Origin of the sequence: Bartonella sp. CL435QHHD, assembly GCF_042195095.1 — a bacterium.
Taxonomy (GTDB): domain Bacteria; phylum Pseudomonadota; class Alphaproteobacteria; order Rhizobiales; family Rhizobiaceae; genus Bartonella.
Genome location: NZ_JBHINS010000060.1, coordinates 1 through 20,875 on the forward strand (window position 1 = coordinate 1; position 20,875 = coordinate 20,875).

Annotated in this window: 11 protein-coding genes, 2 tRNA genes and 2 pseudogenes; 9 read left to right on the plus strand and 6 right to left on the minus strand. The window is 36.4% G+C overall.

Features of this window, described 5'->3' with window-relative positions; all coding sequences use genetic code 11:
- Positions 1–249: pseudogene (locus ACFILH_RS03650) on the minus strand (DUF3792 domain-containing protein); the annotation flags it as partial.
- A 1,131-nt stretch (positions 250–1,380) separates the two neighbouring features.
- Complete coding sequence (locus ACFILH_RS03655) at positions 1,381–1,599, minus strand: phage tail assembly protein (RefSeq protein WP_375660202.1); 219 nt, start codon at positions 1,597–1,599, stop codon at positions 1,381–1,383.
- Positions 1,600–2,474: 875 nt separating this feature from the next.
- Here ACFILH_RS03655 and ACFILH_RS03660 point away from each other — a divergent pair.
- From ACFILH_RS03660 to ACFILH_RS03675, 4 genes are all read left to right on the plus strand, one after another.
- Positions 2,475–3,671: a multidrug effflux MFS transporter gene (locus ACFILH_RS03660; RefSeq protein ID WP_375637839.1), complete on the plus strand. Its 1,197-nt coding sequence runs from the start codon at positions 2,475–2,477 to the stop codon at positions 3,669–3,671.
- A 262-nt stretch (positions 3,672–3,933) separates the two neighbouring features.
- Entirely contained in the window at positions 3,934–4,665 is a 732-nt protein-coding gene (locus tag ACFILH_RS03665) for an alpha/beta fold hydrolase (protein ID WP_375631637.1), read from the plus strand.
- A complete protein-coding gene (locus ACFILH_RS03670) occupies positions 4,662–6,836 on the plus strand; it encodes an isocitrate/isopropylmalate family dehydrogenase (protein WP_375667385.1) in 2,175 nt (724 codons plus the stop codon). Before ACFILH_RS03665 ends, ACFILH_RS03670 begins: the two co-directional genes overlap by 4 nt.
- An 867-nt stretch (positions 6,837–7,703) precedes the next feature.
- A complete protein-coding gene (locus tag ACFILH_RS03675; RefSeq protein ID WP_375657509.1) occupies positions 7,704–8,510 on the plus strand; it encodes an N-acetylmuramoyl-L-alanine amidase in 807 nt (268 codons plus the stop codon).
- A gap of 1,236 nt (positions 8,511–9,746) precedes the next feature.
- Here the strand turns inward: ACFILH_RS03675 and ACFILH_RS03680 are convergent.
- Positions 9,747–10,943 carry a porin gene (locus ACFILH_RS03680; protein ID WP_375667387.1) on the minus strand — a complete coding sequence of 399 codons (1,197 nt, stop codon included), beginning with the start codon at positions 10,941–10,943 and terminating at the stop codon, positions 9,747–9,749.
- 315 nt (positions 10,944–11,258) lie between these two features.
- Between ACFILH_RS03680 and ACFILH_RS03685 the strand changes: the two genes are divergently transcribed.
- A tRNA-Ser gene (locus ACFILH_RS03685) sits at positions 11,259–11,349 on the plus strand.
- A 1,468-nt stretch (positions 11,350–12,817) separates the two neighbouring features.
- Here ACFILH_RS03685 and ACFILH_RS03690 read toward each other — a convergent pair.
- Together ACFILH_RS03690 and ACFILH_RS03695 are read right to left on the minus strand one after the other, a co-directional pair.
- Positions 12,818–14,038 (minus strand): MFS transporter, encoded by a 1,221-nt coding sequence (locus ACFILH_RS03690; protein ID WP_375657800.1) that lies wholly within the window; start codon positions 14,036–14,038, stop codon positions 12,818–12,820.
- Positions 14,035–14,508 carry a hypothetical protein gene (locus tag ACFILH_RS03695; protein ID WP_375667388.1) on the minus strand — a complete coding sequence of 158 codons (474 nt, stop codon included), beginning with the start codon at positions 14,506–14,508 and terminating at the stop codon, positions 14,035–14,037. Before ACFILH_RS03695 ends, ACFILH_RS03690 begins: the two co-directional genes overlap by 4 nt.
- Before the next feature lie 1,152 nt (positions 14,509–15,660).
- Here ACFILH_RS03695 and ACFILH_RS03700 point away from each other — a divergent pair.
- From ACFILH_RS03700 to ACFILH_RS03710, 3 genes and pseudogenes are all read left to right on the plus strand, one after another.
- A complete protein-coding gene (locus tag ACFILH_RS03700; protein WP_375667390.1) occupies positions 15,661–16,251 on the plus strand; it encodes a hypothetical protein in 591 nt (196 codons plus the stop codon).
- Positions 16,252–16,953: 702 nt separating this feature from the next.
- Positions 16,954–18,036 (plus strand): phage late control D family protein, encoded by a 1,083-nt coding sequence (locus tag ACFILH_RS03705; RefSeq protein ID WP_375667391.1) that lies wholly within the window; start codon positions 16,954–16,956, stop codon positions 18,034–18,036.
- Positions 17,993–18,736: pseudogene (locus ACFILH_RS03710) on the plus strand (DnaB-like helicase N-terminal domain-containing protein); the annotation flags it as partial. The gene ACFILH_RS03705 and the pseudogene ACFILH_RS03710, both read left to right, overlap by 44 nt.
- Positions 18,737–19,386: 650 nt before the next feature.
- Here the strand turns inward: ACFILH_RS03710 and ACFILH_RS03715 are convergent.
- Positions 19,387–19,460 (minus strand) — tRNA-Gln (locus ACFILH_RS03715).
- Between the two features lie 485 nt (positions 19,461–19,945).
- Here ACFILH_RS03715 and ACFILH_RS03720 point away from each other — a divergent pair.
- On the plus strand, positions 19,946–20,119 hold the full coding sequence (locus tag ACFILH_RS03720) for a hypothetical protein (protein ID WP_375667393.1): 174 nt from the start codon (positions 19,946–19,948) through the stop codon (positions 20,117–20,119).
- The last annotated feature ends 756 nt before the right edge of the window (positions 20,120–20,875 follow it).

Here is a 20,875-nt window from a genome sequence, read left to right on the forward strand (position 1 = left end):
AACAGAGCCCACGCCAAAGGAGAGGAAAGAGCCTTCAAATGGGGTTGAAGAAGTGAAATCCATTTGGCTTAAGCCTAAAGCGGCGACCAGAAAAGAAAGGCAGATTGAGGTGGCAAGAGCTGTCACCAGTCCCGCAAAGATTGCGGACCATGAAATGGGTGTGTGAAAGAGTGAATATTTTTCTTCTAGAGACGTTTCTCCTAGAAAATTCGTCTCGAATGGTGTGTTTTCAGGAATGCGAGTTTCCATGTTTTATCTCCTTGAATATGCTGGAGATACAATGCCTTTTTGCAAATTATGTTCCAAAAGTGAATAGATATGCGCCAAAAAGGACAGAAAACATCGAAAACAAGACGGTGATCATTAACTTAAAATTCTTCTTACATGACTCCAGTCTAGAACTGATAATACCAGTTTATCGAGAATTTTAGTTGATGGGGGGTAAACGGTCTATGGGGGTATGGCTCTCTTTTCCCGTTCTGTACTGCAATGTTTAAAAGATTGAATGTCGTTGTGAAGTTTAATCTTTCCCCCTTAGCTTAAAAGTAAGCTCTCTTAATGCTTTTCTTTCAAGTAATGTCCCAGATACTGCTTGAGGAAAACTTTGTAAACGCTTTTCCATCATTGATTATGTTTGAAGGTAAAAAGTAAAATTCTGGAGTCTTTATTTTATTATTCATTTTTTTGTAAAAACAGCGCGTCTTCTAAAATTTTAGTTTTTTATATTGTACTTATAATTAAAAGAATGCTTCAATTATTCAAAATAAATATCAAAAGTATTCAATTCAAAAAGCTATGAGAGATAAAAGAGAAGGAAGAAACATTAGTGTTCTAAGCTGTTTTTCCTTCTCTTATTGCTCTATATCAAAACAATGCTAGAAAACTTTTCTAAGTTCTTTGAGTAAAAACTCCCAAAACCAGAGAGGAAAGTTGAAAAGTTTTGAGACAATGTCCAAAAGTTTCGAGATTCTCTCCAAAGGTTGTTTTTTAGTTTCGCCCGTAGTTTTTTTATACGATGTAAGAGCACTTTGATTTGAGAGATAAATTTGGTTCGATGGACCATCTTGTACTAAGAAAGTGCATTTTGTAAAGGTCATGCGTTCCACCTTTATGACGTAGGGATTATGAACTGTAATCGGTTCATAGGTGCTACAGGTTTTCACTTTTGCATTTGCAGTTGTCATGTCTTCTGTTTCAAATGTATTTGTGTAAAGGTTACTTGTGCGTTTTTCGGGTTTACTGTCGATTAAAATACATTCATCCATTATGCTTTTTATGGGTGCATTTACTTTGTTTATAAAGTTTTTGAGATGTTTAGAAAATTGAGTTTCTAAGGATAGGATTTTTAGGGATGGGATTTTTATGATTGTATTCATTTTATCAAGTTTTTTTAATACTTTTTTTTATTAAAGGCCCGTCAATGTCTTTAATGTTTAAAAAATCACGAACACCAAGTTTACTGATGGCATTATAGGACCACCCTGAAAGACATGCGATCATTTCAATTGATTGCTCGTCACCTTCTTTGCTCTGTATTGCTTTTAAGTCTTTAAATTTCGGGCGGCGTAAGGTGATTTCTGTGTATGTCTTTCCTTCCACTTTAATAGGTACAAGTAATTGCTACATGGCTCGTTCTGTTATATTCATTACTAGCTTCTCCTTGCTTTCTAAATTAGATGCAGAATGATTTATCAAATTTTTATTATAGCATGTTTGTCAATAGCTTAGGCAATAAACTTTGTGCTGGCTATGTAGAATGAAATTCTAACAAAATGGACAAGATGAATTTAGATTTTAGAGCGAGATAGAAGCACAATTTGCTTTATGATATTAGTGGATGATATTAGTGGGCTATTAAGTTTATTTGCTCAATTATTTGTGTTGATAAAGACTTCTCCATGAGCCATTATTATATGCTGTATTGTTACAATAATATTTGCGTGGGGAGTTTTGAGGAAAGGGAGTTTGTGGCTTCTTTTTTCTTTGAGCGTTGTAAACCAATTCTGATAAAAGATGTTGTCGGGAAAGTGATGTTGTTATCATGGAGAGGGATAGAGTTTGGGAGCGTTTTTGTTGATGATATCAATGAAAAAAGCTGATGAAGATAGGGCAACATGAATACAACAAAATGCGCTATTTCGGATTGGGAAATATATCTCTGAAGGAGAGTTTTGATCTTTTAGCTTCTTTTGCGTATAGTTTTAAAATTGCGATTTGCTATGCTTTAAAATTAATTATAAAGTGAAGCACTAAGTGTTTATTTACGTGTTGAGTGTGTGCGTGCGGATCATACACTGGATTTATGTATCAACAAGCTGAATTATTCTCGAATAAAGTAAAAGAATAAAGAAAATTGATTATTTTATTCCCTGTGGATAAAGTTAAAATAGCTTTATATTTATAAATATAAATTATTATTTTTCTATAAACGTAAAATTTAAATATTTTTAAATTTAAGAAATGTGACTTTCCTGATGAAACATAAATATACATTACCATTCATTATACTTATCGTATGTTTATCAACAGGAGGTTTGATTTCTACCGATATTTTTTTACCAGCACTGGGCGATATGCGTCAATATTATCAAGTGACACAATCTCAAATTCAAAGTGCAGTGGCGGTTTTTTTGTTGGCATTGGCACTTGGACAGCTCATTTATGGGCCGCTGAGTGATAATTTTGGGCGTAAAAAAACACTTCTATTGGGCTTATTCTTGTGGTTATTTACGACACTTGGTGTGATTTATACGGTTCATATTCACGCTTTTCTTGTGTTACGTTTTTTGCAAGGTCTTGGTGCTTGTGCGGGACTTGTCTTAAGTCGTGCAATTATCAATGATTTGTTGGATAAAAAAGCGGCTGGAAAACTTTATTTGATTGTTTTCCCTTTTATTGGAATGTCACCAGCGCTTGCACCTTTCATTGGTGGACTTTTGATACAGGCTTTTCATTGGCAGGCAACTTTTATCTTTTTAAGCTTTTTTATATTTTTGACCATTTTGCTATGTTGTTTTGTGCTAAGCGAAACTCTACCCCCTCAAAGACGGCAGCATTTTTCTCCGGTAGGATTGATGAAGGCATATTTAGGTGTTTTCAGAAATAAACAATTTATTTTTTATGCACTTATTCCGTGTTTTTCTTACGCTGCCTATTTTGCTTATATTGTGGAGTCGCCTTTTTTACTCACGACTTTGGGGTTATCACCGATACACATTAGTTATAGCTATATTGGTGTTTCGTTTCCCTATATTTTGGGAAATCTTTTGGCGCGATGGTTTTTTGAACGCGAGTCTATGGAAAAGACTGTGGGCAGAGGGTACATTATTTTTGTGATAGGTGGTGTGCTGTTTGCTTTGCAAATGTATCTAAGCCCATGGCCCCTTGTGACAAGTTTTATGGCTATTGCTGTTCTTACTTTTGGAAATGGTTTTTTATTGCCGTTAGGAACAGCGTTGGCTATTTCATCGCATCCGAAAGCTGCGGGAGCGGCTTCTGGTGTTATGGGATCTTTGCAATTAGGAAGTGCGGCACTCAGTGCAGCGGTTATCGGAAAAATCTCTGGTCATAGCCCACGGGCTATGGCAACTTTGTTAGCTGTGTGTTGTATGATTGGTTTTATCATTTATATTCAAAAAGCGCGTCATTTTATGACTTCAGAAATAAGCTGAGTGAAATGATAAAAAGAAAGCATTATGCGGAAATGCTTTTGATGTTTTACACAAATGGGGCACCTGTACATTAGATGAATTTTTTTTATTAAGTTTCTGGATTGAGTGGGTTTAAAATTTGTTACAAGCTTAGTTTGAGTTTAACAAATCGATTACTATGAGGGGAGAATATGAGCATAGAATTTCAACATATTTTCATTATATTGGGTAGGAAAAGTTCTGGCTCTAATGCATGTTTAAAAATAAGGGGAGGAATTGATCAATGGGACTTCCTATTATTATTCTCTCTCCTGTAATGCCAATTTGGGATGGTGGTGTTTTTTGTTCTCCATTGACAAAGCTATGTTCAACAAAAGGATTCCCTGTCACTCTGCTGGATACGCTTTCTCTTTTTCCTAAGGGTTCTCATGTTCTCAATTATTCTGCTGTAGACATTTTATCTTTTATGGCAGAAAAACTTAAAAGCTATTTTAAAGAGCCCGCAGTGCTTGTGGGATTTTCTATGGCTGGAACATTGGTACAAATATTGGCAGCCCAGCTTCCCAATGTTCAAGCTGTGCTTGCTGTGAATGCACCTGGCTATCCAGATAAGGTTTTGCAACGGCGCCTTGGAGATATTTTTGCCTCCTTAGAAAATAATGATTTATCGGGGGCTTTGGAAATACTCAATGGTTTTATGCATCCTTCTGGCATTATGAAAAAAAGAGTTTTATTGGAGATTCCCGATAAACAAAAAAGCGTGGCAATTGAACGCATGACAAGAGGGTTTAAACTCTTATTAGAAATAGATGCTAGAGATGAAATAGTTAAGTATAAGGGGAAGTTTTTAGCTTTAGTGGGAGAAAAGTCGCAACTTGCAACGGTAGATAATCAGACAAAAAGTCATAATCTGAATCATGAATATAAGCTTATCTCTGGTGCTGGTACGCGTTTGTGGGAGGATAATCCTACTATGACGGATGCAGTCATTGATGAGTGGATGGAGGGACTATGAAAAAGAAAGTTCTTGTCTTACCTGGTGATGGGATAGGCTTAGAGGTTTGTGATGCTGCGTTGATGGTTTTAGAGCAATTTCAATTGCCGATTGAATTGACTTATGGTGATATTGGTTTTGAATGTTGGAAACAGGAAGGAGATTCTGTCCCTCAAGCGACTTGGCAAAAAATTACTCAGAGTGATGCTATTTTACTTGGTGCTGTGACCAATAAAAGAAAAGAAGCGGCTTTAAAAGAACTTGCTCCGCATTTAAAAGAGAAAAACCTTGCCTATGTTGCTCCCGCACTTCAACTTTGCCAAAAGTTAGGTTTGTTTGCAAATATACGTTCTGTAAGATACATCTCTGGTCCGAGAAAACCTTTTCATTTTTGTGTTATCAGAGAAAATAGTGAAGGCCTTTATGCTGGATTGGATTTTCGGGGTATTTCTCCTGAAAAAGCCGTTTGGCTAAAACATCCAAATTTGACAAAATATGGGCTTGAGGAAGCTGCGTGGACAGTCCGTTTGCAGACACGCTTTGGTTTAGAGCGGTTATTTGAATATGCTTTTTCTTATGCAAGGAAATATAGCTTTAGGCGCGTTACTTTTGCTGATAAGCCCAATGTTATGCGAGAAAGTGGACAATTTGCTCAGGAAATTTTTGAGAAAATTGCGCAAAACTATCCGGAAATTGAAGCAGATATTCATAATGTTGATGCGGTTGCTTTGTGGATTGCAACCAAGCCAGAGCGGTTTGGTGTGATTGTTGCTGAAAACATGTTTGGCAATATTCTCTCTGATCTTGGCTCTGGGATAATGGGGGGATTGGGGCTTGCATCTCATGCGAATGTGGGGAGCGAGATTGCTTGTTTTGAACCTGTTCATGGAAGCGCACCACGTATTGCTGGACAAAATAAAGCAAATCCTTCTGCGATGCTTTATACCACGGCTTTACTCTTAGAGCATTTAGGCTTTAAAGATGCAGCAAAACAATTATCTGAGAGTGTTGATCAGGTTATTCGTGCTGGAAAAACCGTTACCTATGATCTTGGAGGTGTCGCCTCTACCCGTCAAATGGCTGAAGCTGTTCGCAATTCTCTTGTGAAGCCTGTCTTTGTTTGTCGTGCGGCGATTATCACTGTTGGTGATGAACTCCTTTCAGGACAATATTTGAATACGAATTTACAAGATTTAAGCCAAAGCTTGAACAAGAGAAATATTCAAGTCACACGTCATTTTGTTTGTGCTGATCAATTACAGCAAATCAGTGAGACTGTTGTTGCTTGTCTTGGACAAGAAGATCTTATCATTATCAGTGGGGGATTGGGACCAACATCAGATGACATAACACGCGATGGAGTTGCTCAAGCTGTAAAGCAGCCTTTACTACATCATGAAGATGTTTGGCAAACAATAAAAGGTCAATTACAACGATTAGGGATTTTGGTGGATAAGAGTAATGCGCGTCAAGCATTGTTTCCTGAGACAGCAACCGTGCTTGATAATCCTACAGGCACAGCACCAGGCTTTTATCTCTCTTGCGATGGAAGTACGCTTGTTGTTTTGCCTGGTCCACCATCACAGGCTCTTGCGCTTTTAGAGAATTATTTAGAACACAATGAGAAGAAATATTCTTCTGTATCGCGTGCGGGGTATGCATGGACTTTGATTGGAATTGATGAAAGTACAATTGCGCAGTGGGTTGATGATCATCTTGAAAATGAGCCCTTTGAACGGCATTTTTTATGGAAAAGCCCCTATGTTCTTGTACAGCTTGTTGGTCAATCAGAAGCGCCCTTGGAACAACATTTCGTGGAAGAATTTGAAAATCATTTTCATCCCTATTTGGTTGGTGCAGAAGTTACTACTGCTTGTAAACAATTAGCAATGCACGTTGAGGTTCATTGGTCTGCCAATGATCCGCGGCTTTTAGAATATTTTCAGCCCATAGAAAAAGGTAAACAAGATATTCCACTGCTTGAGGTTGAAGTGAGCCTAGAACCTTCTATCGAGACATTAGAAAATCAAGCAGAAAGCCTTGGACATGCCACGATGACTATACGGATGAAAGGTTATGGTGAGGATCATATTACTTTTCCCTATACGCGACCACTTTTAGGTGTCGTCTTACAAGAATATGCAGCTTGGGCTGTCTTAAAAAGAGTTTTGCAAACTGAGAAGAAAAAATGAACCTCTATGGGGACGTAACAATATTTCTTAAATTATTAAACGTTCTATTATAAGAAGTATTTTGATCATTTTCTTAAGTGGTTTTTATCTATAGGGTATTTTTTCTTTTGATGTGTCATTAAATGACTTTGATTGATTCAAGATTAAGAAAAACTTTACGATATTAGGTTCGCTACATTCAATATTTATAATGATTAATTATGATTATAAATCAATATATTATCTTCCATGGAGCCTATGACAAGGAATCCAGAGACTTCATGTGCCTCAAGCGTTGTAGATAATTGAGATTCTTTGTAAATCAAAAAGCGATGGTGTGAAAAGACAAGAAGTCGTGTCATTTACAGGAAAGTTTTGCAAATTTTATTGAACAATATGTCCGTGAAGAGTTTTATTGTGAACATGTGCCGTTCCGTGATCTGATAATAAATTGCTGTAAAGAGCTCATAAAATTTTTCCTTTAAGTTTTTGTGTGATTGCATGATCGTTGGGTGTTCGCTTCCGAGGGGCGATATTTTTCAATTTGATAACAGGAAGAACTATTTTTTCTGTAAGACGTGAAGATTTAATGAGTGATCATTTTACGCTTTTGTTTTCCTTTCGATTGGTAATTTGTAGGAATTTGTTTGGGGAAAAGATTTAATGCGGTGTATTTGTGAATGTGGTTAAAAACATTTTACGCGTGTGTGGGGGAGAAATAAAAATGTGTCTTAATTGTTGATAAGAGTGTCAATGTTTTTGATGAACAAATTTTAGGCGTAATTCTTAGTATCTAGATTAGGAAGTTCATTGCGAAATTTTTAACAGTTCGTGTCCTATCTGTTGTGGTGCGCAGTGGTCTTTTTAAGCAACAAAGAAAGGGCTTTTATGTATCAGATTGATTACAACAGTTATCGTTCTGTCAAGAGTTTTAATCGTCGCGTTCGTTTTCTCGTCATGCATTATACGGCTCTTGATTTTAAAGCCTCGATTATGGCGCTTACAGGAGAAAAGGTTAGTGCACACTATCTTGTTCCTGATCCTTCAGAGCAGACATATCGTGAGGCAGGCTTTAAGGACATGCGTATTTTTAATCTGGTCGATGAAAATGAGCGTGCATGGCATGCGGGTGTGAGTTCATGGGCTGGGCATAGTCATCTCAATGATGCGTCTATCGGGATTGAAATCGTTAATTTAGCGACGGGTCATTCTGAGTCTCCAGAAGAGACAGTTGGTTTTATGGCTTATCATGATGAGGGGGGGATATTTCCTCCTTATAATCCAATACAAATTGATGCCGTTAAGGAACTTTCCTTAAATATTCTTCAACGGTATCCCGATATTATGCCAACTGATGTGGTGGGACATAGTGATATTGCCATTGGAAGAAAAAGTGATCCAGGAGCAGCTTTTCCATGGAAAGAACTTTATAAGGCAGGTATAGGAGCATGGTATGATGATGAACTAAAAAGTCATTATCAAGAGCAATTCTCTAAGAACTTTCCACCCAAAGAAGATGTTTTGGCGAAGCTAAAATGTTATGGATATGACATTTCTGCTGCGTGTCCCCAAACAGGATACAAAGATTTGATCCGAGCATTTCAACTTCATTTTCGTCAAGAAAATTATGATGGGATTCTAGATGTTGAAACAGCAGCAATTCTTTATGCATTGGTTGATAAGTATTTTCCGTGAATTCAATGCGTTTTAATTGAAAATATGGCTTATGATTACGTGTAAGCCTTTTTATTATCAAGAGAGGCTGCTTTTTGCCAATGGGCTTTATGTAAAAAAGGCATTAATCGTTTAAAAAATCCCCTGTACGGTATAAGGCGTTTTATGAAAACATAACTCTGAAAGCTCTATGATTTGCAAAGATTAAATTTACTGTTTCTTTTCTTCCTTTAAAAACGCGTAAAGTCAAGATGTTGCGTATATGATGGCATGCTCCTTACGCAGGATAAAACGCTTCAAATAAAATGGACTTGTGTTGTATATTTCCATGCTTGTTTTAAAGCAATGTCTTTTAATGCGTATTACAACACATATTTTACAGCGACGTTTATAGAGAATATAATCTAAAATCCTCTATGAAGTGTATCCTCATTTTTATGCTTAATAAAAGTGCCTAGCACTATCGTACATTTTGTCAGATCTCAATGTTACTATAGCCCTTGGAGTTTAAAACGATTCATAAAAGGGTTTTCTTTACTCGTTTTTATTCACACGGCTCTCTCCGCTTGTTGTACAAGTGAAAGGTTTTGGTTGATTGAAACATGAAAAATAATAAATTATGATTATAAATCAATGTGATGTAGGTTCAGGAAAAATAGGGGTATTTACAGATTGCTCCTGATAGGGGCTTTATTCTTTAGAAGGGGAAGAGGTCAATTCATTTTTTGAAGATATATCGCTTTTCTCTTTTATTGCTTTAGGGAATATTTGCATCGTTTTGACAGCATGTTTCTTGATGATTAAGTTTTTTAATGAAGCCGTGTTATAAAACATTGTGTTTTAGAGTGTTGATAGAAGACACATTCAGGCATATCAAAAACACAATGATGTCTTGTTTTTTTCAATATTTTATCTGTTCAGTACAGAATTGACCAGAGAAGTTCATGACCTAAATTAACAAAGGTTAGAAGTAAATTGCTAAGAAAGACCAATTTGGTCATAAAGCAAAAGGGTCTGCTCATGCTTTAAAGGGCAAGGAAGAGATTATGTTTGAAGTGATGTGTAAACGCCCGTGTAAAGTGCTCTTATCAAGCATATCAGGGTTAATCTTCTGAGAGTAGTTTTATGAAACTAAGTCGTTTTTTTCCGAGAGACAAGACAATACGTATCAGGAAAAGATATTCATGATATTTGATTCCAAAAATAAAAACTGGCAAACCATGTTGCCAGTTTTTAAAAGCTGTAGCTTAAATAGGATTAGAATGAACGCTGTAAACGGATCATACCTTGAAAAGCACTTTTCTTATTGAATAAATGTTTTTCATCATTATTTTTATCCGTCACAACGCGATCATCATTCCAAGAAACATAGGTTAATTCAGGTGTAATCACAAATCCTGGAACCAGCGTGTATGTAATATTTACAGAAGTTGCAAAGGTTTTTACAGCACTATAAGAAACTTGAGCATTCAAATTTGCTTTTGGAGTAAGCTTGTAAGTGGCACCCGCCCAAGCAGCCCATTTACCACCCCAGTTTGCATAAATCGTTGTGCTTTGTCGTGATAATTCATCATTTTCATTTACTGTGTAGTAATCAAGGCCATTTTTATAGCCAGCCATTACCCATAGATTGAAACGATCGTTGACATTGAAATCTGCACGTACTTTTCCAGCCCACTTTTTGTAGTAAGCATCATATGCTGCAACTGCTGAAAAACCACCCCATTTTTGCATGAACTTTATACCCAAAATCACATTCGGGGTGTAATTTTTAATTGCTTTACTTGGAAGAGTACCCTCAGTGATAGAAACAAGCTTATCATCTTTATCAATGTAGTATCCTGTTATTCCTGGAAGAGAATCTGCATTATTGCCTAATTCAGCGCCGATAATAGCAGAAAAGCCGGAATCACCATTAAAGGTGTAGGAAATAAAATTGGTGCGTGTTGTGCCGGCAGGCGCTATGCTGTCATCATTGAGAACATCTCCATAATCACCAGTCCAGCTGTTGAAAATTGTGTCATCAAGACCTACGCGAAAACCACCCAGTTCAATGTAAGCCGCGGCAAGCTTTGCAGCAGCGTTGTCTCTACCATCACCCCAGTTTGAATAAATTCTTGCATATGAACGAAGTGTTCCCATTTCTGTTTCAGAAGCTGCTTGAAAAACAAGGGTGAGCCGTGATGCGGCGCCGTAGGTTTTTCTTTTGTCTCTTAGTTCAGTTTCGGTTGTTGCATCGATATTATTACCGCCTATAAAATCAGTACGAACATTTCCTGATAAACGCATGCAGGTTTCTGTTCCAGGGATATAGAAATATCCTTTTCCGTAGGCATCACAAACGCGAATATATTCTACAGGTTCGGGTTCGGCGATAACTGTTGAAGCGGCATGTGCTCCAGAAATTGCTAAAAAAGCTGCTGTAGAGCTTAAAAAGAGGGATTTAATATTCATATGGGATCTCCGCGGTCCGGTTAAATTTCTTCTAAAGAGTACCATTTGCCTAACGCATTAAGGACAAAGACATAAGTAAAATACGCAGCACTTGTTATCTTAGCTATAACTAATCTTTTTAGAGTTTCAAATATGAAATTACCTTTTTGTAATATATATATGTACTATTCGAGATGCTGTGGTAAAAAAGACACAATTCTTGTTTTATTAACTTTTGCTCCCTATGGGATCAATAGGAGAAAAATTTTCAGATATTTGGGAAAAAAATCGAAAATGTCTTGAACTTTCTGTTGATACCATTTATGCCTCTCTGTTGGAGAGGTGGCCGAGTGGTCGAAGGCGCTCCCCTGCTAAGGGAGTAGGGCTCAAAAGGCTCTCGAGAGTTCGAATCTCTTCCTCTCCGCCATCTATTGTTATAAAAGCAGTTGATTGTGTATAGGAATTTTGTTTTCAGTGATTTGTGCTCATTTGCTTTTCTACCAATCTCAATTTTGTGAAGTTTTTTGATTTCTTTTCTTGCTAGGCGTTTTCTATCAGCTACTCTGCTATAGAGTGGTGCTATTTTATCTTCCTTCTATCTAAATTTATGTGCGAAATTGTAATACCTGTATTAGCAGCGCGTGTGGTTGCTCATTTTCTTAATTCCTGTGTTGATTTTTAATTTTATGTTTCATGAAACAAGTTACAAAAATTTCTTTTCTAATGGTGTAAACTAAAGCAAAACCAATGGGGGATATTTTAAGCGCAAGATGTTTCATGTAAATTGCTATTGTTGATAAAGGAGAAAGCGAAGCTCTGTTATAGCAATCACATTGACGTTGCACATTTTTTAGCTAAGGATTGCTTATTTATTTTATGGATATAGGGAGCAGCATGAACGTTTGTAAGAATAAGCGGCCGTAAAGCTAGATATGTTACGGATTTGGTTCTACAAAGTGTTTTTGATCTCCCTATGTCGTTTCAATCGTTTGGTGGCATATTTATTATTTTATGACGTTGTTTTGCTAAGCTTTTGCTTTTGCGTGTCAATCAACACCTATTCCTTATACAACGGCATATTTGAGATCAATATTTAAGATGGTTTACTGCTTTATCGGTTATGTCAGCTTTTATATATCAAATAGGGGAGAAAATATTGTATATATCTGTTAGCGAGTTATTTCTAAAAACGGAAGGATCTTTTAATTTTGAAAAAAATATGAAAACGGAAAAGATGGAAATGAGCTCCCATTTTTATCATCATCTTATTAATTCAGTTTTACAACTTTCATGAATCTCTATGGTCGTGTCCTTTAAATAATGAAGATTGCGTATCTCACGCTTTTGTTTATTCCGTTGGGATTATGCCTCTCATATAAAAAGCATGTTCTAAACACAAATATACTTGTGTTGCCAATTTATGCACTTGTTTTAAAGAGATATCTTTGCAATGTGTATAAGCCCATTTTGCGACGCCACCTCGTAAATGGTATAAAACACAAAAGTTTCTGTGAGACACATAAAGCCTTATAAAGCCACACCATTTGTATCCTTATGAAGATGCAAAGAGGCATATTATATATCTGCCTTCCTGTTGTTATAGATTTTAACTATGAGAGTTCATAAAAGGCATTTTTTCTTTTCTAAATTGTTTTTATCTATACGGCTTTCTCCACTTATGATGTGCAAGCAAATGATTTTGATTGTTTCAACCATAAAAATAGATTGAAAAGAAAGAATCTTACAATATTCAAGTTTGGTATATTATGATTATAAATCAATGTGTTGCTTTATATTTGCATTGTATATTGAAAGTTGGATGTGGCAATGCTCTCAAAAAAGTATCGATTTCTTTTAGAAAAAAACATTGTGGGTGAAATGTTATGGTTTTCCTCTCATAGAGACTTTTGAGAGTGTTTCATCCATCTCATGACAACCAAACCACACATGAAAAAAGTAATGGTCGGTAATATTAGGTAGTAAGACGGAGAAACTTTTGCAGGAAGAAAAGAAATAATACTCAATACTGTAATTGAAAATATTCTTCCGCTAAAAGAGACAGCACCAACAATACCAGAAATATGTTGCGTTTGTTTTTGGTTAAGTTCTGAGAAAAATAAGCTTTTTGCCCCGATCGGTACAGTGCAAATAAATCCATGGATTAAAGAGAAGGCAATGACTGATGCAGCGGTTTGATGGCTATGAACTAAAAAATAGAGCGCTATGCACATCAGAGCAGAAAAGAAGGAAAAATATTTTATAGAATTCTTATATTTTTTATCAAGAACATGATACTTAGACATCAGTAAATTTGAAAAATATTGTGCTGAAAAGGCTCCAATATGGCAGCACATCAAGACGAGCATTTGCGAACCGTTGAGGTGATGAATTTTTCCCCCTGAAAGTATTATCGGTTGCCAGAAATGATAAATAATCTGAATACCAGCGCTAAAAAGGCACATGAGGAAAATAAACCATGCTCCTCCTACTGTATTTTGAAATATCCAGAGCGTTTCCTTGGCATTGTGCAAGATTGTTTTTGTTTTGGACGTTTCAATTGTCGTTTTCTTTTCTTCAGGAACAATAAGGAATATCAAAAAAATAAATCCCATCATGAGGCATGAGATGATATATCCCATAAAATATTGTCCAGAGTAATAGATCGTTCCAATTCCTACAATCCCACTGAGAATACTTCCGAAAGAGTTAACCTGGTGGTAGAGATGAGCATAATGCGAAAAGTGATCCTGTTTATCGCCTAGAGAATGGTAAATCCATCCGTCAATGGCGCTGACAATGATGCAAATGCCCGCTGCATAGAGAATTTGCGCAATAATAAGTGCTGTCATATTGGGAGCTTGAAGGCATAGAAGATAAAATACTCCTGTCATAAAGACCCCAGCCATAACGGAATATTTACGCCGATATCTGTCAGATAAAACAGCACAGGGAAAATCAAGCAGCAGGATGGTGGTGGAAAAGACAACCTGAAGCAGAGCTAATTGCGCCAGACTCACTCCCATGGACATTAAAAAAATAGCATGGTAAACACCAATGAGCATGCGGACAGCATTATAGGAGCCATAGTTGAGAGCAAGGGCGCGTGGTCTGTTCATTGTGTTGTTCCATAGATTGTACAATAAGAATTTCCACTGAAAAGAATATTTTTCTGTGAAAAGGTAGCGGTTTCATATCCCCACTCAGGGATCAGTGGAAAGCTGTTTTCCATAACCACCCCAAAATTAAAAAGGTCCCTTAGTCTATATGAGACTTCAAAGCGTATTAATGAAAGCAAATGATGCAATTTTAAAGTGATTATGAGGAGCAACATAAGCCTCATAAATGAGATTGTCATCTTTTGAGGGGAGTTGCTTGTGGGGCTGTTGCTTTCATAGCAATCATTTTGTCTAGATCTGTAAAATGACCCTAGGACGGCAAGATCATTGACATAATTAGAACTTATAGAGGCTTGTTTATTTTTTATATACCATTTACTGATCCATTCTCTTTGCTGATTAGGTGAAATAGCACAAATGATCCATAAATCGGTTTTTGGTAATTTTTTGATATCTTTTTTTATAATCATCAACATTTGTAATCCCCCCCTTTCTTTCTGACTGTTTCTCCGTATCACTTTACGTCTAAAAAAGTTTTTTTCAGAATTCATCTTTACTTTATTTATTAAAAATTTATTAAAAAGATTGTCTCGCAAGGTGCTTTTTAATCACGTCATTACAATTAAGAATTAAATTCCTGATATAAGAGGAAGAGTGCATGATACATTGTGACTAAATACACAAATCCTTCTGTATCCTGAAATGACGATTTCCTTTTGCAAAACAGTATCTGGAATGGAAGCTCGATAACCGTTACGTTGATTATGGAAATGATAACCTAAAAGAGTGCTTATGAGTGCTTGAAGATATTCTTTAGATATTACAGACAGGACAAGAAAATAGTTTAAAAAAATCAAACGTGGGATGAAAGCTTTCATCTTATGATGGGTAATGGTGAATTTTAAACTTCATCTACTGTTTTTTTGAGCTACTGTGCTGTAAGAAAGATCAAACTCCCCCAATTCATGTCTCTAATTTAGATCATTGATCATAAATATTATATACTGTCTTTTCAAATTATAACTTTGCTCATTGTTTGTCTTCACTGATTAAATCAACATTTCTCTAAAAATGCCGCTTGAGAAAAATGCATTCTATCAGTTTAATACTCTATGATCTTTTAATTAATTTAAGGAAGATAGCATAAAATATACGATAAAAAATGAATAAATTTTAATCTTTGTAAAAAACACAAACTTTTTACTGCTGCTGATAAAAAACAAAGCTATATTAAAAGTAGCCTTTATACCCTTCAATATCATTGGTTGTGTTTATCTGTTTTGTCTACTCATTATTTCACCATTGTTAATATGATTGTTAATCAAAATATCATTTTTGAATTATTTATAGCATCGTATTAAACTCTTTTAAAGTCATGGATAAAAGATTAAATTACTCCTCTAGAGATATAAAACTAGATAGAAAATTCCATGGCTACTCTGTTGAATAAATTAGTTTTTATAGATTTACTCTATGTGTAGCGTATTTAATTGTTGTACAACTTATCATTTTTTATTTTTATTGTAGATTATTTAAAATAGATTTAATAAATTTCATTATGAATATTTTGATATTAATTTATATGTCTATTTAAATTGTTGTGTTCAGAGAAAAATAAAAAAATGTTTACAAAAAAAGTTCTGTTTAGAGAAGGCTTATTGCTTATCATATTTTTGCTACCATATTTTTTGTCTACCTCGCATGGCTATACGGGTATAGATAAATTATTTTGTTCCACAGTGGTTAGGGAGCGCGATGATGCTGTTCAAAAGTTGGATTCAGTCAAGTTTGAAAAAGAAAATGCTGAACGGGGATGGAGCGATACCGTAAAAATATTGAATGTGATGGTAGACGACTTGAAGAGAATAGCTCTTGAACAGCAGGAACTCTATTTGGCATTGCTGAAAAATATGCCAAACAACAAACAACTTTCTTATAAATATCAAACAACTCTAAAACGCAATGCTGCGGTTTTTGAGCGGATCGAGAAGGTTTTGACTATATTTGAGCATGTTGAGAAAAGGACAGAAGCCTTTCGAGGGCTAGGTGAAGCAAATAAGCATAAAGATCAGTCTCAAATGTTACATTACTTAGAAGTGATTTCTGAACATCATGGACATGTTGATGGACTCAATAAAGAACTTGAAAGGCTCAATCACGAAGTTGATAGTTTAAACAATAGGCTTCAAAATTTGAAGAAAATATCTCGATAAGAAAACAGCAAAGTTGTTCATTAATGCAAATGAGGAAAAATGCATGAGATGATGAACAACGATTTCATTGAAAAAGGAATGAACGGTGGGATTTGCAATAGTACTCATCATATCCGTTATGGTTATTATAGGGACTCTTTGTTTTTTGTGTAACAGAAACTGTGAAAGAGCGGAAAGAGATAGATGGAAAAGATATGGAGAAGCACCAGAAACACGCTCCGAAAATGAAAGAAAAAAATGAGACCAGTATGACAATACAAGAAACATAACCATTTCATGAGACACTTTAAAATCCAGATAATAAGGTTTTGGGAGTCTCTTCAGCATTTGATAAAGAATCTGAAGTTTTAGCATTTAAAGAAGTTATGGTTCTTTCATCGAAGGACTATAAAATAATCATCTGCATATTTGTTATCATTTTGGCAGTAGACTTTGTTATCCAGATGTTGGATAAGGTCATTATCCAAGTATTGGATGGGGGCAGAGAGTTTGATATCTTTACTTTTATATGTATTTTTAGCTTATTTATTTTGATCTGTTGTTTTATGGCTATCCCGATTATTTTAATTTTACACAATACGATTGAGGAAAAAATTGAAAAAAATACTTCAGCAATATAAACAGATTTGAAATGAGAGAATCTTACAATATTCGGGTCTCTCATTCAATATACAAAACAGTAAATTATCATTATAAATCAATGTGTTGTATAATAAAGCCGATACATTTGAAGCAGAGTTTGATGATAGTGGCAATGATTTAGAGGTTCCCTCAAGCAACAGCACTCTGCAAGTGATTTTTGGCTATGAGAACAGCATCAGTGCTTTTATGGGGCGTTTTGTTGTCGAGTCGGTTGTAAGTTGTGGTGGCAGTGATGGAGAGATTTTGCGCCTTTGTGGCAAAAGTGCCTCGATGCGTAAAGAGCTCAAAGAACAGGTGAGTGAGCATTTTGAACACAAAACTGTTGGTGAGATTGTTGAGACACTTGCCCAACGCCATGGCTATCAGGCAAAGGTCAGTCCTCAGTTCACTGAAAAACCTTTGCCTTATGTGATTCGTAGAGATCAATCGGCGGTTGATTTTTTAACCCGCCTTGCCGATCGCATGCGGGCACGTTTTTTAATCAAGGACAATAAGTTTTTATTTTTAAGCGGAGATAATTTACCAGCACTCGACATCCATAAGCACGACTGTTCCAACTGGGAATTTACGTTAGAGCCACGTACGCAATATGGCACCATTGAAGCTTCTTATTTTGATCGCTCAAAAGGGCAGCAATGCCAAGTCAAACATCAGACAGGGTTTAGCGGTCCCGTGCGGCGTCTTCGCACTTGTTACACTTGTGAGGAGGAAGCACGAGCTGCTGCTGCTTCCGAGTCGGACAGGTTGTGTCGTGCTGTAGGCAGTGGTTCTTTGACCCTTGAGGGACGCCCTGAAATCATGGCGGATCAACCTCTCATCCTTCAAGGGTTTCGTGGGCAAATCAATGGACTATGGAAAGCTTCCACTGTCACCCACTGCTATGAAAAACAAAGCGNGTTGTGTCGTGCTGTGGGGAGTGGTTCTTTGACCCTTGAGGGGCGTCCCGAAGTCATGGCGGATCAACCTCTTTTATTGCAAGGGTTTCGTGGGCAAATCAATGGACTATGGAAAGCCGCGACCGTCACCCACTGCTATGAGAAGCAAAGCGGATACACCACAGAAATCACCTTTGAGGCACCAGACAAGGGAAAAGAAAGTAATGAGAACACTGAACATGCTAAAAACAGAAAATCCAAGAGATAATTTTGCTTCTTCTTTTCGTCAACTTCCCCATAATATTGAAGCGGAGCAGGCATTACTTGGAGCAATCCTGATTAATAATAATGCACTCGATCGCGTTTCAGACTTTCTCAAAGCAGAACATTTTTTTGAAAGGCTACATCAAAAGATCTTTGAGATTGTCTTACAAATTATTCAAAATGGTCATCTTGCAAACCCCATTACAATCAAGCCCTATATCCAAATGGAAGAAAAAGTTGGAGATATTACTGTATACCAGTATGTTGTTCGCTTAACCACAGAGGCAGTCACTATTATTAACACTGAAGATTATGGGAGCGTCATTTATGATCTGTTTATCCGACGCTCTTTAATTAACCTTGGCACTCAAGTTGCCAATACAGCTTTTGATGCTCCTGTAGAGCTCACGCCTACTCAACAAATTGAAACGATTGAAAATCAGTTATTTGAGCTCGCCGAAAAAGGGAAATATGGGGGTGGGTTTGAAAACTTTGATACAGCCATTGCAAAAGCACTTAACATGGCAAGCGCTGCAAAAAAGCGTTCCTCACAGCTCTCAGGGATAGCTACCCATATCAAAACCCTTGATGAGAAAATGGGAGGGCTACAAGCATCTGACTTAATTATCATAGCTGGACGCCCTGGAATGGGGAAAACCTCTCTGGCGACCAATATTGCTTTTAATATTGCCAATGCTTGCAAGCNGATACACCACAGAAATTACACTTGAAGCACCAAACAAGGGAAAAGAGGCAGGAGAAAAGGAAACCTCTGAGTGACAGAAAATCAAAGGGTAATGTTTACCCTTTGATTGGTGATGAAGGGCATTTAGAGGAATAGGGACAACTTGTCCCAATTGCTAAAACGAGAAATAGGATCAAGTTGATCCAATTGCATGAGTACAGAAATAGGGTAATGTTTACCCAATTCCTTAAAGGAGCAATGGTGCAAACATTGCACAATTGCAGACTGAAGAGCAATTTGGTCAAGTTGACCGAATTCCTTAAACGCTTCTCTTATTTAATAATGTCCTGAATAATGTGCTTAGGATACAGAAAAATCATCAGTCAATTTATGCTAAAAGAGGTGAACACATCTTATATACGCTTTATATACGCTGCTTCTCAAATAATACGATTCCAACTCAATGATTGATCATCTCAAATTGCGATTTTGAGCAGAAAAGAAAAAGAGGCTTTAAATGATCTTTGAAAGGCCTTTGAAGCCCCTTTGAGAACCCCTTAAAAACTCTTTGAAAAAAATAAATTGGTACAAAACCTAGTGTCAAAATATACAAAACCTGCTGGCAAGCTACACTGGCAAGCTACACTACACAAGCTACATACATACAACTGGCTGGGGAACTTGGATTCGAACCAAGATTGACGGAGTCAGAGTCCGCTGTTCTACCATTAAACTATTCCCCAATAAGCCAATTTTACCATTTCTAGCAGATTCTATAGTGTAGGCAAGTGCAAAAAATCTTTAGATTATCAATAATAAAGAGCGATAGGGATATCATTATAATCCCAGTAGTGGCGGTCTCAATGTTTTAGCATATAGCAATAAGCGAATAAACACATATAAATAGAGCACACCGTGAACGGAAGCATCACAAACTCTTGTTGAAATATTCTCTATATAGGCATACTTTGTTAAAAGACAGCTACTAAATCATGGAGAATTAATGAGTAATATTTCCACTTATCCTGTTCCCCCAAACCTACAGTTAGTATATGTCTCAAATGTAGAATATTCTACTGCTTTTTACAAATTCATCTTCAAGAAAGAACCTGTATTCATCTCGCCACGTTATGTTGCATTTGCTTCTTCAGGTGACGCACTCTTTGCTCTCTGATCTGGGGGCGATGCGCCTGAGGAAAATGTGCCTCGTTTTTCAGAAATCGGCATTATGTTGCCTAAGGGAGAGGATGTAGATAAGCTCTATGCGGAATGGAAAGAGCAAACCACTGTTGAGATAAATGTTTTGAAGGAACCGTATACTGATGTATTTGGACGTACCTTCCTAATCAAAGATCCAGACGGACACATTATTCGTGTTTGTCCACTGGATTTAAAAGCCTGAGATCCGATGTTTAATCGTCTGAATTATAATACCTGAATTATAATAATTGTCTGTTTTCAAAACCTATAAGCTATGCACGCTAAGAGGCTTACTTACGACGCGTGGCTTATCCGTTCGGTGCTGTTCCATTATATTCAGCCCCACAACTTGCCTGTTCCCACAGGCGGCCTCATTGGCTTGGACATCAGTCGGCGTTATTGCATGGCCAGTGATCAGTACCTGTAAATCATAGAAGCTATCCCTCATCGCCTTATGTGGAGTCTTTTGTTGGAATGGGAGGAATATTCTTTACAAGGAAATTGATATCTTTATGAAGTTAAAAAGGTACTGTACATAAAAAACTAATAAAATCAATACATTAAGTGCAGTTATTTTGTATAAACCCACTTAAGAATCCATACTTTTATGCATGTTTGAATTGATCATTTTTTATATAAGATTGCCATGGATGAATAGACCATAAAAAGCAAATCATGATGCAAATATTATAACGCATGGGTGCATTCAAATGAAATGAAAAGCGGTTATCATTCATAACAGGTCATAAATTTTATGATACGTTTTTATCACAGCACAAATCACATTGTTTTAAATTTCAGTCGTTTGGAATTATCGATAACATAAATTGTATACATTTAAGAATGGGATGTGTTTTGCTCTTTATTGGAGTGCAACCTTAAAAGGAATAATCGTTTGAAACTATCATAAGCTTATGGATTGAGTTCATAAAGATTGCATAAAAGAATTTAAAGACAA